Source organism: Parageobacillus sp. VR-IP, assembly GCF_013357975.1.
GTDB classification, from domain to species: Bacteria; Bacillota; Bacilli; order Bacillales; family Anoxybacillaceae; genus Saccharococcus; species Saccharococcus caldoxylosilyticus.
Map to the genome: position 1 here is coordinate 19974 of NZ_JABVYQ010000012.1, position 15259 is coordinate 35232.

The following is a 15259-nucleotide window of genomic DNA, read 5'->3' on the forward strand; positions in this document are numbered from 1 at the left end:
AGGGTGCAAAACTGTCTATTATACGAAGAACTAAATTAATAAAAACTAATTGGTATGAGTGGTAAAAAGGGTTAATGACTGATCGGCATCGGCGGTATGAGTAAAAATCCCTCTTTTAGCGGGTCCTCCTCGTTGTAGACAAATTTATGCATACCTGTCACCCATGCAGATCCAGTAATTTCCGGTATAACCGCATCAAATTCTTTTATTTTTGTGACATCGATTATCTTCGCCTTGAAAAGGCTTCCAATAATACTTTCATGAACAAAGAGTTCATTAATTTTTATTTCATTACGTGCGTACAATGTGGCAAGTTTTGCCGAGGTGCCTGTGCCACAAGGTGAACGGTCAATTCCTCCTGGTGGTACAACAACCGTATTTTTGCAATGTGCTTCTTCATTGGTAGGGTCTGTATAGAACTCAATATGGGTTAATCCCTTAATAAAAGAGTATTCGGGATGAATAACATCAGTTATTTGATTGATTGTATCGCGAATTTTAACAGCAGTATCGATGATTTTTGCAGCATTTTCTGGTACAAGTTCTAATCCAATTTTTCTTGCATCGATAATACCGTAAAAGTTTCCTCCGTAGGCAATATCGCAATATACTTCTCCGATATTTTCTACATTAACATGTATACTTTTTAATAAAAATGAAGGGATATTACGGAATGTCACTTCTTTCGCTTGACCATTTTCTACTTTAATTCTTACTTTTACCAAACCAGCTGGTGTATCTAATTTTAAATCAGTATAAGGTTCTTGAACTGGTACTAGCCCTGCTTCAACTAATGCTGTACAAAAACCAATCGTATCGTGCCCACACATTGGCAAATAGCCGCCGGTTTCGATATAGATTACACCTACATCCGCTTCAGGATGACAAGGCTCCATAAGCAAAGCACCTGACATCACATCATGACCTCTTGGTTCAAACATAAGGAATTTTCGAATCCAATCATATTCTTCTTTCATATGAAGCATTTTCTCAGACATCGTTTTTCCTTCTAATTTTGGAAGCCCACTAATAACTGTTCTTGTAGGATTTCCCCCGGTATGAGTATCAATAGTATGAAAGATTCTTTGAAATTTCATGAATGAGCAACTCCTCCTTTAACTTTAAAGCGATCGTATCTTAATGGTTCGATAGGAACTGATGTGTGTGATTCTTCCCTGATTAGTTCGTCTATTAATTTCCCTGTAATAGCAGCTAAACTAATCCCATCACCTTCATGACCAGCAGCAATATAAAATCCAGGAATTTCGTCAACGTGAGAGATAATAGGTAGATGATCTTCTGTCCATGGGCGTAGACCAGCATAAGTTCGAATTACTAGCATATCTGCCATTTTAGGATAAAATCGAATTGCACGACGTGCCATGCATTTGATAACATCAATATTCACATTTGTATTAAATCCCACGAATTCTCTACTACTTCCAATCAAAAAATTTTGACTTTCTGTTGGTTCGAATACTAAAGCTACGCCATACTTTTCAGTTAAAGGATCTACTTTTCTTTTACCTCCAAACTTAGACATTAGGTAACCAAATTCCATAACTTTTCTAAGACCAACAGGTTGTTGTCTCGATGCAACAATAATATGACCTTTTCTAGGTTTAATTGGAATAGGAATGCCGAGCATTTTTCCAACCATGGGAGCCCATACTCCAGCAGCATTAACGACTTTTTTGGATGTAAATAATCCGTTAGATGTTTCGATTTCAAAATCCCCCGTAGTTAATTTTTTTATTGACTTAACCTCAGTATAGGTGTAAATTTCAGCTCCTCTTTTCTTTGCTCCCTCTGCTAATGCAAATGAAAATAGGTAGGGATTAACAGTTGAATCAGTTTCGCATTCTAATCCGCCTAATAAGTCATCAGCAAAAAAAGGGGATTCTTGCCTAATATCACTGCGATCTAGCATTCTAAAGGGAAGTCCTGCTTCTTTTTGACGTGAAACCCATTTTTCTGCAGCAATCATTTCTTCTTCGGTTTCACACACTAAAATACTTCCGGGTGCTCTATATTCAAAGTAATGTTCTAATTCTTTGCTTAATTCATCTACTAATTTCTGACTAGCTAAAGACATCTGACTATCGAATCCTGGGTCTTTATCAATCGCTAGTATGTTTCCATCGCATCTGGACGACGTTCCGCTCGCTAGTTCGTTTTTTTCTAATACTGCTACACTCAGTCCTGATTTTGATACGTAATAAGCAATAGCACTGCCAATAATCCCCCCTCCTACAATGATTACTTCAAATTTTTTTTTCAACAAGCTCCCTCCTTTCTGTGGCTTCTAACAATATAAAAAGCAAGAACTATGCCAATAACAAACGATTCCAATCTATTCAGAATTGACAAAATATTTTTACACATATAATCTAATTATGTAAAAATTTTTAGAATATGTAAAACATATTAGACACTATATGGGAGGGATAAATATGAATTATAAACTTCCTAGTTTAAAAGAAATTGTTAACAAAAATTTTATTGTTTTTAAATCTGAAAAAGGAATTTCAAGACCTTATAATGCTGATGCGGCTTTCCTTATAGATAAGGGTGTCTTTTATATCGCCGATTTTAATCCGTTAAAGCTATCAAAGAGCATGATGGTGGATTGTGACATGGCCATCGAAGAAGTGGTGAAGTATGTAAAAAAATACCGGTGTTTATTAGTAAAAGATAATGAGGGAAAACCAATTGGATTTATTGACTCTGGAATCATGAGCGAGTGTTTATTAAATTCCTATAGGTACTTGCGTGCTTTTTTCGACACTGTATTAGAAACAATGGACGCATCGTGCACGGTGATTGATAAAAATGAAATAGTATGTGCTTGGACAGAAGGAGCAGAAAAAATCTTTTCTATTTCGAGGAAAGATATCATTGGCAAACCTATTACAGATTTCTTTGAACCAAATATGCTAGAAATATTAAAAACGTTAAAGCAGGGAAGAAAACTTCATCGTCATCGTCACCAACCGAGACCTGATTTGTTTGTGCTGATTAATTCTAATCCCGTTTACTTAGATGGAAATATAATAGGTGCAGTGGTATCTGAAACAGATATTACGAGTCAAGTACGCCTAAACCAGGAATTATTTAATATTTCCGCAGAGGTTCATCGGCTAGAGCAGGAGGTTGCGAGGTTAAGACCTTCGAAAGATCCGTTTAGCATTATAAAAGGAAGAAGCAGAGCAATTCGAAAAACGATTGAAATGGCCAAAAAGGTTAGTTCAGCTAAATCAACCGTTCTGATACTAGGGGAAAGCGGAGTTGGAAAAGAGTTATTTGCCAAAGCAATTCATGATGCACGTGAAGCACCAAACGCCCCATTTATATCTATAAATTGCGGAGCAATTCCATCGTCCTTATTTGAAAGTGAGTTATTTGGTTATGAAAGGGGAGCTTTTTCAGGGGCGGACCAAAGAGGAAGAAAGGGAAAAATAGAATTAGCAAAAGGTGGAACATTATTTTTAGATGAAATTGGTGAAATGCCAATGGAAATGCAAGTTAAGCTTTTGCGAGTGCTACAGGAAAAGAAATTCTATCGAATAGGCGGAACAAAGGAAATCGACGCAGATTTCAGAGTAATTGCTGCTACGAATAAAAATTTGGAGGATATGATTAAAGCCGGCAAATTTAGAGACGATTTGTTTTATCGCTTAAACGTCATAAGTATTAATATTCCTCCTTTAAGGGAAAGAAAAGAAGACATAATTGAACTGACCCACTACTTTTTGTACGAGTTTTCCATCAGATATAACAGGCCAATTCATGGTATTTCTCAAGAAGTAATGAATGAATTATTTAACTATAGTTGGCCTGGGAATGTACGTGAACTCAGAAATGTTATTGAACGTTTGGTAGTACTCGCTACAGATGGAATTATAAAGACAGAGGATTTGCCTTTTGTTCATCAAGTCGATACCCGTAGTAAGAATATTTATAATCAGCTTGAAGAACCTAGCGATGACACTGATAAAATCTTATCGCTTAAAGAAGAATTAGAGCTTTGTGAGAAAAAAATTATTGAGCGAGTACTTCAAATGGAAAATGGAAATAAGCAAGCGTGCGCGAAGAGATTGGGTGTTACACGAGCAACATTGTACAATCGAATGAAGAAACTTGGTATTAAAGTGTAATTCCCTCCGCATGTATTGGCATGGTTTTTGCAAGTTATAATAACAGAACCTATAACCATTGAACGAGGAGGGAAATACATGAAGACCTCAACAGATTTTATTGTGTGTCGATGTGAAGAAGTCACTTACCAAAATATAGTTGAAACAGCTAAAAAATACAAATGTTCATCAAGGGAACTGAAATTAAGAACTCGTGCCGGTATGGGATTTTGCGGTGGAAGGACGTGTCGCTATCTTATCGATATGATTGCTGCTGATTATGGTGAAAATACTATGACTCTCAACATGCCACTTAAATATCAAGCTCCCGTAAGACCTGTTACATTTGGGTTGTTAGGTGATTTAAAATGAATAATCGTATTATTAACCATCCAGTTTTAGGTGAAATAAAAAAACGCAAAAAGATACCATTTTATTTTAATGGTCAGTATTATGAGGCATATGAAGGAGAAACTATTGCGGCCGCGCTTTTGGCCAATAATATTCGCATATTGCGTTTTCATGAAGAAAGTGGCACAGCAAGAGGAATTTATTGTAATATTGGGCATTGCTTTGAGTGCAGAGTGACTGTAAATGGTTGTAATAATGTAAGGGCCTGCATTACTTTAGTGGAAGAAAACATGGATATTCATAGCGGGAAAAGACAACCAACTCCAATTAAAGATTTATTTAAAGGGGAAAATAACATATGGGCGAATTAATCATTATTGGAGCTGGACCGGCAGGATTAGCTGCCTCAATTGCTGCAAGAGAATGTGGTCTTAAGGTAACATTAATTGATGAATTTATAAAGCCTGGAGGAAGATTATTAGGGCAACTATATCAGGAAAGTGATGGAACATGGTGGAACGGTATTAAAGAAACTGATAAATTAGTTGCTCAGGCAGAAGAGCTAGGAGTAGAAATTAAATGTGGGGTATCAGTTTATCATTTGGATAAACATGAACATGGGTGGGTTGTTTACACAAACCACGGAATTATGCAATCCCCATATGTTTTATTAGCAACAGGTGCAGCAGAATATCATATACCAATACCAGGATGGACTTTGCCTGGAGTAATGTCAGTAGGGGCTGCACAGGTAATGACTAATGTTCATCGTGTAAAAGTTGGAAAAAGGGGAGTTATCATTGGGGCTAATATTCTTTCCTTTGCGATTATGCATGAACTGAAGCTTGCCGGTCTTAATATTGAGTGTATGGTATTACCTCCGAAAAATGAGATATCAAAGACGGCTGCTGATCCAATGGAAGTCATGAAAAGTTTATTAAGAGCATCCCACTTAGCTCCATCCCCTATATTAAGATTAGGAAGTCGATTAATGATAAATGAATCATTACGTAAGTTAGCACTTCGTTTTCTCCCGAAAAAAGGCATAAGTGTATGGGGAATACCCCTTCATTTGCGGAAGGCAGCTATTGAAATAGTAGGTGAGCAGCAAGTAGAAGGGGTAAAAATAGCTGATATCACAGTAGATGGAGAGCCTATTAAAGGAACCGAAAAAATAATACCAGTTGACTTTGTTTGCATATCTGGAGGTCTATATCCACTAGCAGAATTGGCTGCAGTGGCTGGGTGTCCATTTCACTATATTCCTGAGCTCGGAGGGCATATCCCGCAACATAATGAACGAATGGAAACACCTCTAAAAGGTCTATATGTTGCAGGGAATATTACTGGAATCGAGGGAGCTAAAGTTGCAATAGCACAGGGATTTGTAGCTGGCTATTCAATAGCGGATAACGCGGGAATATCGACAGAAACAGTAAAACAGAAATTGCGACAAGCAATTAAAAATGTAAAATACGTTCGTGAAAAGGCAATTATCCAGTTTTATCCTAATGTCAAAGAAAATAGAGAAAAACTGTATGGTACGTATCAATATATTTAGTTGGAAAATGGATGGCATCACATGATGAATTCTGTGAGTCATCCATTATTTTTTAGTAATTAAAAATCACCCAATGATGTAATCACTGGGTGATTTTTATAAAATATACGTTTAAAAATGATATTTAATGGCGCAAGTCTTGATTTGAGAGTAAAAATCAAGCGCTGATTGACCTTGTTCTCTTGAATGAGAACTTGATTGTTTCATTCCGCCAAATGGTGCTTGATATTCTACACCAGCTGTCTCTTGGTTGACCCTCACCATTCCAGCTTCCGCTTCTTCTAGGAAACGATGAGCTTTTGATAAATCAGTGGTAAAAATAGAAGCACTTAATCCATAAACAGTCTCGTTGCATAACTGAATTGCTTCATCATAGCCTTTAGCTACTAGCACAGTTGTTACTGGACCAAATATTTCCTCTTGGACTAATTTATGTTGCGTATCTACTCCCACTACGACCAGCGGTCTAATAAAATAACCATCATTATCGCTTTCGATAGATCCTTGTGCAATAATTTCTGCTTCCTCCTCAGCTATTTTTACGTAAGAAGAGACAGTTTCATATTGGTCTTTAGATGCAACCGGACCGAGATATGAATCTGGAAGGAGTGGATTTTTGGCTTTTAATAAAGATACTGCTTCACTGAATGATTTCATAAAGGTCGAATAAATACCTTCTTCAACAATGATACGGCTGGTTGCTGTACATTTTTGACCAGCTGAACGGAAAGCACCACTTAGTACCATAGGAATTGTTTTTTCGATATTGGCATCACAAAGAATAATAGCAGCATTTTTACCGCCCATTTCGGTCTGATATTTAATATTTCGTTTAGCACAAATGGAGGCAACTTGCTTTCCAACATTGGATGAACCCGTAAAACTAATAGCGTTAATATTAGCATTTTCGAGAAGGGTATTCCCCACTTCTCTTCCCTTTCCAATGATAAGATTTAAAACTCCATTCGGAAGATTTGCCTGTTGGAATATTTCCATTAACTTAGTTGCGGATAGCGCTGCATTTTCTGCTGGTTTCCATATAACTGAATTTCCGCAAATAAGAGCGGGGGCAATTTTCCAAATAGGAATAGCCACTGGAAAGTTCCATGGTGTAATAATTCCTACTACTCCTAATGGAACGCGTTTTGAATACTGTATAACATTTTTATCACTTGAAGGAATAATATCTCCATTCGAGCGCGTACCTTCTGCAGCGTAATAACGCAACAAGTTAATTCCCCGTACCACTTCACTTCGCATTTCGCCAATCGGTTTTCCCATTTCCCTACTTGCGAGTACTGCTAATTCCTCAAGATTATTTTCTAATGCCTCTGCCATCTTATATAGATAGTTACCCCGCTCAATTCCTGTCATCTTTGACCATATTTTGAACCCTTCTTTTGCTGCCTTTTCCGCCTCAAATACATGTTTGTCGGAAGAGTAGTAAAGGATGCCAACTTCTTCTTGGAGGTTCGAAGGACTATAGACGACAGTTTCCTTTCCATCGATAGATACCCATTCTCCACCTATAAAATTTTTAGATTCAATTAACGATTTTGTGTTCATAATCTGACCTCCCAATCGATGTTTTTATCCGTATTTCAATTATCAATTCAAATAATTTTAATTTTTTACAAAATGCAAAGGATAAGGAAGACTCCTTACCCTTTCTATTACAATTAATTTTGAATTTTTTCTACTGCTCTCTCGAAATCCTTTCTTACCCTTTCATACTTCTCTTGAGGTAATGGCAGTCTAGGTGGACGTGCAGGACCAACAGGTTGTCCAGCTAACTCCATCATATACTTAATGTATTGAACCAATTGAGGGCTAGCATCGTAATGGAATAAAGGAAGGAGATGTCGGTAAAGTTTCAATGCTTCGTCTATTTTTCCATCTTTGGCCAAACTAAATAATTGAACTCCTTCTTTAGGTAATGCGTTAGGAACACCGGCAATCCACCCCGTTGCCCCTATCATCGGACCTTCTAATGATAAGTCATCGACGCCGACCATGACTTCTAAATCTGTTCTGTCTAGAATATCATGCATGCGACGGATATCACCTGAAAACTCTTTTACAGCAACAACATTTTCAAATTTAGCAATCTCTTCAAGCAAATCAGGAGTTAAATCTGTTGGATAATCCCTAGGGTTATTATAAGCAACAATAGGAATGCCAACTTTATTAATGGCTTCATAATGGGCGATAATCTCGCTTCTTAAAGGTTTGTAGTTAATAGGCGGAAGTACCATAACACCTTCGGCTCCGGAGTCTTTTGCATGTTCAACCCATTTTATTACTTGCTGCGTAGATGGAGCAGCGGCACCAACAACAACCGGCACACGTCCCCGAGAAGCTTCAATGACAGTTTCGACTACCTTTGCTCTTTCTTCAGGAGTAAAAGTAGCGTATTCACCAAGTGATCCTGTAGGAACCAGTCCGTGCACACCCTCTTGAATAAGCCAATCGCATAGCTCATACAATCTTTTATAATCGACTTCAAAATTTGCTGTAAATGGAGTAACAAGCGCAACATAAACTCCCTCAAACCTTGCCATTTGAAATTCCCCTTTCTGTTTAATTTCTATTCATATTCTTTATTAATGCAAAATCCGTACCAACGTTTTTCTTGATAATTATGTGAATTTTTTTATACATAATACTTTGTTATATGTATAAAAAAATTTACAGTGTATAAAATTTATTTAAAAAAAAGAAACAGTAAATATGGATGATATGATATAACTTTTGTTCTATCACATGAGTTTAAGTTGATTGATAGCTGAAAGAACAATATTTTTGTAGGGGAAGTAAACGCCTGTTTATTCATACATTTGTGTATTAGTAATTTATTTTTCTGTCTTGTTTTGTTTTTTTTTTTTTTTTTTGACATCTTTGCTCGGCGTGAACAATTTCGATACAGTGATGTGATTGGTTGGTTGCCTGAAGATGCTTCGCATGGCTGCGGAATGAGTTTGCTTGCAAAATGGCTTCTTTGAACGGACCGAGCGCCGGGCTTCGGTGGCTCCGTCCGGACTGCCACAGGCAGGGAGGCGGCCAGCCGAGAAGACCGGCGCGGGCTTTATTATGTGATGCATCACCTGATTGGTAAAGGAGGGGTGTGAACCTTGTTAGGAATAAAAGAAGAAATAAACGTTGGTTCCTTTATTTATTGTTTATTTTATTTAATGATTCGAATATTTGTTGATTGGTTGGATACTTTATTCGTTGATTTAAAGCTTCCCGAAACGATGTGGTGAGCTGCTTCCTGTCGTCGCTACGTATAGCTATGGACGTTACCAATGTTCATGTAATGCAGTTTTAAGCTGTTTGTTCACTGTTTTTAAGTCGGTAATCTCGGTTTTGAGTTATGTAATAACATCCGACATCCATCATCACGCTCCTAACTTTCATCCTCATCCAAAAGGAGGGGATCCTCATACGGCCAAACATTCCTGATATGACCAATTAAAATTCAAATTAGGAATGCATTAATTAAAGGAACTTCTTACACAGGAAAAGATGCCAACCTTAAAGTTAGGTTAATTAATCATTTTGTGAACAAATTGATGGTGGTAGATATCCTGCAACGACAAAATAATGGGAATATATAGCGCAAAAAAATATTGCAGCGTGGCCGAACTCTAAGGACATGATGTGATACAATCATGAGCGTGATGTATAAAACGAAGGGAAAGGGGGAATAAAATGGAATCAGATGCTATTCAACGCGAACGATTACGTTTAAAAAAAGTGGACAAAAAGGCAAAACTAGATGAATGGCATCCAAAGAAGATTGCTTTAGCAAACGAATGGATTGAGAATGAGCAAACGCAAATGAAGCGCCCGATCATACGAGGAGCTATTTTCACTTGTGAACTCGGGGAAAATATCGGCACAGAACAAAACGGAGAGCGGCCGGTGCTTGTTCTTTCCAATGACTGGATTAACCGCACATCCGGAAACGTTAAGGTAGCTCCTTTGTCCACAAAGTTAAAAACCAAAACCGTTACAGACCGGAAAGGGAAAACCAAAGTAGTGCCTCGTTTAAAGACACATTACTTTCTTCGAAAGGAAGTTTATCCTTTTTTAGCTCAGACTTCCGCGGTAAAGGTGGAAGAATTAACGACCGTCAACAAAGTACGATTAAAGCAACATATCGGCAATATAAACGAGGATGACTTAAATAAGATTATGAACCGTGTAAAATGGGTATTTGACCTGTAACATATTTACAATGTGTTGACGACGTATTTACGACGTATTGACATTTCCCTAGGTTTTTTCTATACTTAGAGTACAAAATAAGTTGTCTGTCTCGTCACAGACCATTTCACACGTGAAAAAACGTGGATTCGTTTGTTTTTACAACGGAGAGGAGCCTAAATGGTTCCTCTCTTTGCATATTATCAGCAAAAAACTCATAACCTAATGATAAGTTGCCTGCCGCGTCGCAGGCCATTTCACCCCGTCAATGGGGAATTCATGGTTTTTGCCCCAGTACTTCGGTGCTGGGGTTTTATGTATTTATCGAGGAAAATTTCTCACGGAGAATAGGGACTTTAAATGATTGATCAGGCTTTTCTTTCATAATTCGTTTTCCTTAACGAATATAAATCTATGGTAAATGTCCATTTACGAGGGGGATTCACATGGAGAGCAAATTTACAATTTCCGCAATGCGGGAAAGTGGAAAGTATTGTTGGAGGCCATTATTTCTTCCAACGATCCGTCTTTTCTCTTTTGGACATTCGCTCGAAGCAACTCCAACTGTTCCTTCAACAATTTTTCGGCCGCACAACGAGCTGAATATCCTTCTAGAGTATGCGAATTTCATAACTGTTCCTCAGGTCATGTTCGGACGGCTTAATCACCGTTTTCTCCCGTACAAGCCCTTCCTGCTCTAGACGCCGGATCGACTCGCGAACAGGAGTCCTGCTGACGCCTAACTGCAAGGAAAGTTTCCCTTCGACAAGTTTGGTTCCCGGCGGCAATGAACCCTGTATAATCATGTTTCGAATTACTTTATAAGCCTGTTGATATACAGGTTCGTACTTGTTAATCATCATTTTCATGCTCTACTTCCTTCAGAAACAAATCGGAATATACCACAAGATATCGCTATTTAAATTGGTGGGCGGAAGTTTTTGCAATAAACCTTTATAGGAAGAAAAGAAGAAATAAACGTTGCTTCCTTTATTCGTTTAATAAAAAAACGGCTTGCGAAACCTCGCAAACCGCTAATCTCTGTATTTTTGCAACCGCGCTTCCAGCTCCGCCCTTTTGCGCTCGAAATCTTCGTCTTCAGAGATAGTGCTCTTCTCAATGCCTTGCAGAAATTGTTTTTGGTATTCTTCAAACCAATCGGGCAGTTGTTCGCGCCGAACGGCTTTTCTAATTTTTTCAACGCTTACTTCGTTATGATCGATCCCTTTTTCCACACGCTTAACTTTTTCGTTCAAGACATACGTTAGAAACGCGAGCGGCTCGCGGATGTCTTCTCTAGCCAAAATATCGTCAGCCATCTTGGTCAATTCATCGAACCAGCCTTCGCCAAACACTTTTTGCGCCAGTAGCGCAATCTTTGCGAACCCTTTTTGCGATATCGACTGATGGTGCTTTTCCAAACGGGAGAGAAATTGGGAGTATAGCGTGTCACTGCTGTCTTTTCCATACGGAATTTCCAGCATGTTCCCTTTCCCATCTATCCGCCGCTCGCGGATGAAAAAGCGGATCGCTACAACTTTCCTGCCTCTTTTCACTTCTTCGTACTTGAACGAAAGATCCGTCTTCTCTGCGATTTCCTTTTCCGCCGGAGCAAGGACCCTTTTTTTGAAGTTATGGTATTCAAGATACTTGTCGGTCGCCCCCACCATCTTCCGTAGCTCATCGAGCGGAATTTCTATCTCGTTCATAAACTGCCATCTTTTTAAAATTTCATAGATTCGGATCGAGTAGCTGCTTTTCAGTTCCATCACGTTTTTCAAGCGGTATGTAGTAAACTCCTTTTTTAACTGAAGCAAATATGGCTTCAGACGCGGATCAAATGACAGGCTGACGCGGCCGGAATGCTCGTCGTACTCGACATACGAGATCCAGCTCATTTGTTTCAGTTTTTTCCCCTCTTTGATCTCCAATATCTTTCTCATCAAGTTTTTCGTAATCTCGCGCATCTCGCTGTACTTCGGGCTGCCCCGATAGCCGAGCAATTCGTAGAAATGCTGAATCGGCAGCGAATACATCTTAAAATCGTCGTCATCTTTATTGATTTGGCTGACGAGATACAAAATGACCTTTTGTTCCGTTACGGTCAATTTATAATTCGCTTCGATCAACACATTCGACTTTGTCACCGAATTATTGGATTGCTGGGTAACAGAAGATTCCATCATGATTCCTCCACCACATAAAATTCGTGGCATCACTCCACTTCGACTTTATTCTACATTTTATTTTTCATTTAAAAAAGTACATTTTTAAAATCATGTACGCTTTAACACCAAAAATGTACGGTTTGAACACCAAAAATGTACGCTTTAACACCAAAAGTGTACGGTTTGAACACCAAAAATGTACGCTTTAACACCAAAAATGTACGCGTTAAAGGCCGGAAACGCTGATATATCAAGGGTTCCGGGCCTCTCTAAAAATAATAAAAAATATATATGTAAATATATAAATTATTGCAAAAGGGATTGCTTGCAAGGATAAAGAATTCTATTAAAAAATTTTCCATTTTCTTATCACGCTGTCGGAAAAAGCCACTTTGCCAAAGATATTCGTCAGAAATCAATATAAATGCTTTACATTTCCAAAAGACTAGAAACAGCCGCTTCAAGATCGACGGGTTGTCGAAAAATGCAATCCCTGTGCGATTGAACGAACATAGATTATCATAGTTTAATAGATTTATCATAAATGCCCGAAAAAGCCTCTATACGGGTCAATAACGCGTTTTGGCGGATGAGGCAATGGTTTTCTATTCAAAAAGAGAAAAACGCCTGTACGGGCCGTTTTTTTGCGTTTAGCGCGGTGGTTGTTTTTTCTGCACAGCAACGCCAAAAAACATCCCTTCCCTAATCAAGAACTTTCTATGCCATGATCTTTGTCGTCGATCTCCAATCGTATGAAAATCCCCAGGATCAACGTTTTTCATCGTACTTATGTGGTGCAAAAGATAAGACTAACGCGAAAGCCCACTGATTTTTTTGTTGGTTTTATCGCTGTCCCAGCCCTAATCACAAAGGCGTTTTTTGATCAGAATTTGTCGATCTTCCCGCAGCGACGCGATGATTGGCTTCTTGGAGTTGCTTCGCATGGCTGCGAAATGAATCGGCTTGCATAACGCTTCTTCGAATGGATCGAGCGCCGGGCTTCAGAGGCTCTAGCCGGACTGCCGTAGGCAGGGAAGCGGTCAGCCGAGAAGACCGGCGCGGGATTTATTATGTGATGCATCATCTGATTGGTAAAGGAGGGGCGTGAACCTTGTTAGGAATAAAAGAAGAAATAAACGTTGGTTCCTTTATTTATTGTTTATTTTATTCAATGATTCGAATATTTATTGATTGGTTGGATACTTTATTCGTTGCTTGAAAGCTTCCCGCAGCGATGCGATGATTAACTGCCTGAAGATACTTCGCATGGCTGCGGAATGAGTCTGCTTGCACAATGGCTTCTTTGAATGGGCCGAGCGCCGGGCTTCAGAGGCTCCAGCCGGACTGCCGCAGGCAGGGAGGCGGCCAGCCGAGAAGACCGGCGCGGGCTCTCATGCTATAAATCCAGTTTCGTCGTTACTTCATCGATTTGTTCCTGGGTGATGCCGATATAGCGAAGCGTTTCGGCCTGGCTGGAGTGGTTGAGGATTTTTTGGATCATGGCCAGGTCTGTTCCTTGTTTGTAGGCGAAATAGCCGAATGTTTTGCGGAGGGAGTGGGTGCCGATGCGCTCCATGATGCCCACCGCTTTGGCGGCGCGGTTTAAAATGTAGTGGGCGTGCTGGCGGCTGATCGCCCTGCCGCCTTTTTGGCTGCGAAACAGCGGCTCGTCGTTTCGCGCGTCCGGCCGTTCCTTTTCCAAATAGAGCTCAATCAGACGGCACGTCTTTTTATTTAGCGCGATGATGCGCGTCTTTTTCGTTTTCTTCTCCACGATCTCTAGGCGGTCGACAACGCCTTTTTTGTTTCGGACATCTCCTATTTTCAGAGACAGAATGTCGCTGATCCGCAGCCCCGTATTGATCCCGATCGTAAAAAGGAGCTCGTCCCGCAATGACGAAGCCCGCAAAATCTTTTTCATCGCTTCGATTTTTTCCCTATCTTTGATCGGCTGGACGGTATGCAAAAATATGACACCCCCTTGTCCATGAGGGAGATGAGTAAGATTTTTGGACGAAAAGAGGGAGAGTAACAAAGCAGCTTCGTGATGCTTCTTTCAACGTATTTAACGTCAGACAAAAATCTGACATAACGTGCTTCTGTCAGATTTAAAAAAATCCCCTCCTTTTTTGGAAGGGATATGGATTCTTACCTTTTTGCCGTGATTACGATTGGCGGTTTCTTCCCGCTCCGCAGCTGGGCGAGAGAAAGACCGAATGTGTATTGAAAATGCGGGTAATCCTTAAAACTTTTCCAATCCCCTCCCCATTCAAGACCTAGCGATTTTCCAATCTGTCCTACGCGAAGCCAGCGGCGGTCCACCTTCCAGTTTGGCACCAAACTTCCTTTAACAACGTCGCACACACAAAAATCAAAAGCGAGTCCGAAATTATGATAGCTGTATCCGCCGCGCGCATTAGTGACGATTTTTCCCGGTTTGGTCCGTCCTTTAGCGTAAAGACGGTTTTGTTCCTCGATCGTCCGCAGCCCCTGGGTGATGATGATGTAGATCCCTTCCGAATACGCTTCTTTGATCAATTTCCGCGCTTTTTCCGCGACAACCGGATGCAGCCCGGAAAGCTTTTTTTCCGCTCGATTTAAAAGATCTGCTGCATTCATCGCTATCCTCTCCTTGCCATCAATTTTGCGGGCTTCGGCTCAAGGCGACGGTCAGGTCTTGAATGGATTTGGTCAGCTGATCCAGCTTCGTTTCCATCCGATACAGAAGGTAAATGGACACCAGGATCGGAAAGGAAACTTCGCTTATCATCGAAAACAAATCCATCGCTATCCCCCCTCAATGTTCAAAAACGGAAGGCCGAAACCTTCCGTTT

14 protein-coding genes are annotated in these 15259 nt (G+C 39.7%); 5 read left to right on the top strand and 9 right to left on the bottom strand.

The window, feature by feature from the left end:
• Positions 1–71 precede the first annotated feature (71 nt).
• Both HT574_RS18435 and HT574_RS18440 read right to left on the bottom strand, forming a co-directional pair.
• Positions 72–1097, bottom strand: coding sequence for a proline racemase family protein (locus HT574_RS18435; protein ID WP_175245690.1), 1026 nt, complete (start codon positions 1095–1097; stop codon positions 72–74).
• Entirely contained in the window at positions 1094–2281 is a 1188-nt protein-coding gene (locus HT574_RS18440; protein WP_175245691.1) for an NAD(P)/FAD-dependent oxidoreductase, read from the bottom strand. The genes HT574_RS18435 and HT574_RS18440 overlap by 4 nt, the downstream gene beginning before the upstream one ends.
• A 172-nt stretch (positions 2282–2453) precedes the next feature.
• Here HT574_RS18440 and HT574_RS18445 point away from each other — a divergent pair, with 172 nt between their 5' ends.
• From HT574_RS18445 to HT574_RS18460, 4 genes are all read left to right on the top strand, one after another.
• Entirely contained in the window at positions 2454–4157 is a 1704-nt protein-coding gene (locus HT574_RS18445; protein ID WP_175245692.1) for a sigma-54 interaction domain-containing protein, read from the top strand.
• A gap of 78 nt (positions 4158–4235) precedes the next feature.
• The gene (locus HT574_RS18450; RefSeq protein ID WP_175245693.1) at positions 4236–4508 is read left to right on the top strand and encodes a (2Fe-2S)-binding protein; all 273 of its coding nucleotides are present in this window, start codon (positions 4236–4238) and stop codon (positions 4506–4508) included.
• The gene (locus tag HT574_RS18455; protein ID WP_175245694.1) at positions 4505–4858 is read left to right on the top strand and encodes a (2Fe-2S)-binding protein; all 354 of its coding nucleotides are present in this window, start codon (positions 4505–4507) and stop codon (positions 4856–4858) included. Before HT574_RS18450 ends, HT574_RS18455 begins: the two co-directional genes overlap by 4 nt.
• Positions 4846–6048, top strand: coding sequence for an NAD(P)/FAD-dependent oxidoreductase (locus HT574_RS18460; protein WP_175245695.1), 1203 nt, complete (start codon positions 4846–4848; stop codon positions 6046–6048). The genes HT574_RS18455 and HT574_RS18460 overlap by 13 nt, the downstream gene beginning before the upstream one ends.
• A 111-nt stretch (positions 6049–6159) precedes the next feature.
• Here HT574_RS18460 and HT574_RS18465 read toward each other — a convergent pair whose 3' ends face one another.
• Together HT574_RS18465 and HT574_RS18470 are read right to left on the bottom strand one after the other, a co-directional pair.
• Positions 6160–7596, bottom strand: a complete 1437-nt coding sequence (locus HT574_RS18465) for an aldehyde dehydrogenase family protein (protein WP_175245721.1) — start codon at positions 7594–7596, stop codon at positions 6160–6162.
• Between the two features lie 131 nt (positions 7597–7727).
• Entirely contained in the window at positions 7728–8609 is an 882-nt protein-coding gene (locus HT574_RS18470; RefSeq protein ID WP_175245696.1) for a dihydrodipicolinate synthase family protein, read from the bottom strand.
• 1150 nt (positions 8610–9759) lie between these two features.
• On the opposite strand from HT574_RS18470, the gene HT574_RS18475 reads away from it, so the two are divergent.
• Positions 9760–10278 carry a type II toxin-antitoxin system PemK/MazF family toxin gene (locus tag HT574_RS18475; RefSeq protein WP_175245697.1) on the top strand — a complete coding sequence of 173 codons (519 nt, stop codon included), beginning with the start codon at positions 9760–9762 and terminating at the stop codon, positions 10276–10278.
• Between the two features lie 590 nt (positions 10279–10868).
• Here HT574_RS18475 and HT574_RS18480 read toward each other — a convergent pair.
• The 5 genes from HT574_RS18480 to HT574_RS18500 all read right to left on the bottom strand — a co-directional run bounded on the left by HT574_RS18480 (position 10869) and on the right by HT574_RS18500 (position 15210).
• The gene (locus HT574_RS18480; protein WP_175245698.1) at positions 10869–11126 is read right to left on the bottom strand and encodes a GntR family transcriptional regulator; all 258 of its coding nucleotides are present in this window, start codon (positions 11124–11126) and stop codon (positions 10869–10871) included.
• 165 nt (positions 11127–11291) lie between these two features.
• On the bottom strand, positions 11292–12443 hold the full coding sequence (locus tag HT574_RS18485) for a replication initiation protein (protein WP_175245699.1): 1152 nt from the start codon (positions 12441–12443) through the stop codon (positions 11292–11294).
• 1378 nt (positions 12444–13821) lie between these two features.
• Entirely contained in the window at positions 13822–14391 is a 570-nt protein-coding gene (locus HT574_RS18490; RefSeq protein ID WP_175245700.1) for a site-specific integrase, read from the bottom strand.
• A 182-nt stretch (positions 14392–14573) separates the two neighbouring features.
• Positions 14574–15044 (bottom strand): M15 family metallopeptidase, encoded by a 471-nt coding sequence (locus tag HT574_RS18495; protein ID WP_175245701.1) that lies wholly within the window; start codon positions 15042–15044, stop codon positions 14574–14576.
• Between the two features lie 19 nt (positions 15045–15063).
• A complete protein-coding gene (locus tag HT574_RS18500; RefSeq protein ID WP_175245702.1) occupies positions 15064–15210 on the bottom strand; it encodes a YvrJ family protein in 147 nt (48 codons plus the stop codon).
• Positions 15211–15259: the final 49 nt, after the last annotated feature.

Bases quoted from the DNA above. Each gene is read 5' to 3' on its own strand.
- HT574_RS18435 (WP_175245690.1), bottom strand. From the start codon at position 1,097: ATGAAATTTCAAAGAATCTTTCATACTATTGATACTCATACCGGGGGA.
- HT574_RS18445 (WP_175245692.1), top strand. From the start codon at position 2,454: ATGAATTATAAACTTCCTAGTTTAAAAGAAATTGTTAACAAAAATTTT.
- HT574_RS18450 (WP_175245693.1), top strand. From the start codon at position 4,236: ATGAAGACCTCAACAGATTTTATTGTGTGTCGATGTGAAGAAGTCACT.
- HT574_RS18455 (WP_175245694.1), top strand. From the start codon at position 4,505: ATGAATAATCGTATTATTAACCATCCAGTTTTAGGTGAAATAAAAAAA.
- HT574_RS18460 (WP_175245695.1), top strand. From the start codon at position 4,846: ATGGGCGAATTAATCATTATTGGAGCTGGACCGGCAGGATTAGCTGCC.
- HT574_RS18470 (WP_175245696.1), bottom strand. From the start codon at position 8,609: ATGGCAAGGTTTGAGGGAGTTTATGTTGCGCTTGTTACTCCATTTACA.
- HT574_RS18475 (WP_175245697.1), top strand. From the start codon at position 9,760: ATGGAATCAGATGCTATTCAACGCGAACGATTACGTTTAAAAAAAGTG.
- HT574_RS18480 (WP_175245698.1), bottom strand. From the start codon at position 11,126: ATGAAAATGATGATTAACAAGTACGAACCTGTATATCAACAGGCTTAT.
- HT574_RS18485 (WP_175245699.1), bottom strand. From the start codon at position 12,443: ATGATGGAATCTTCTGTTACCCAGCAATCCAATAATTCGGTGACAAAG.
- HT574_RS18495 (WP_175245701.1), bottom strand. From the start codon at position 15,044: ATGAATGCAGCAGATCTTTTAAATCGAGCGGAAAAAAAGCTTTCCGGG.
- HT574_RS18500 (WP_175245702.1), bottom strand. From the start codon at position 15,210: ATGGATTTGTTTTCGATGATAAGCGAAGTTTCCTTTCCGATCCTGGTG.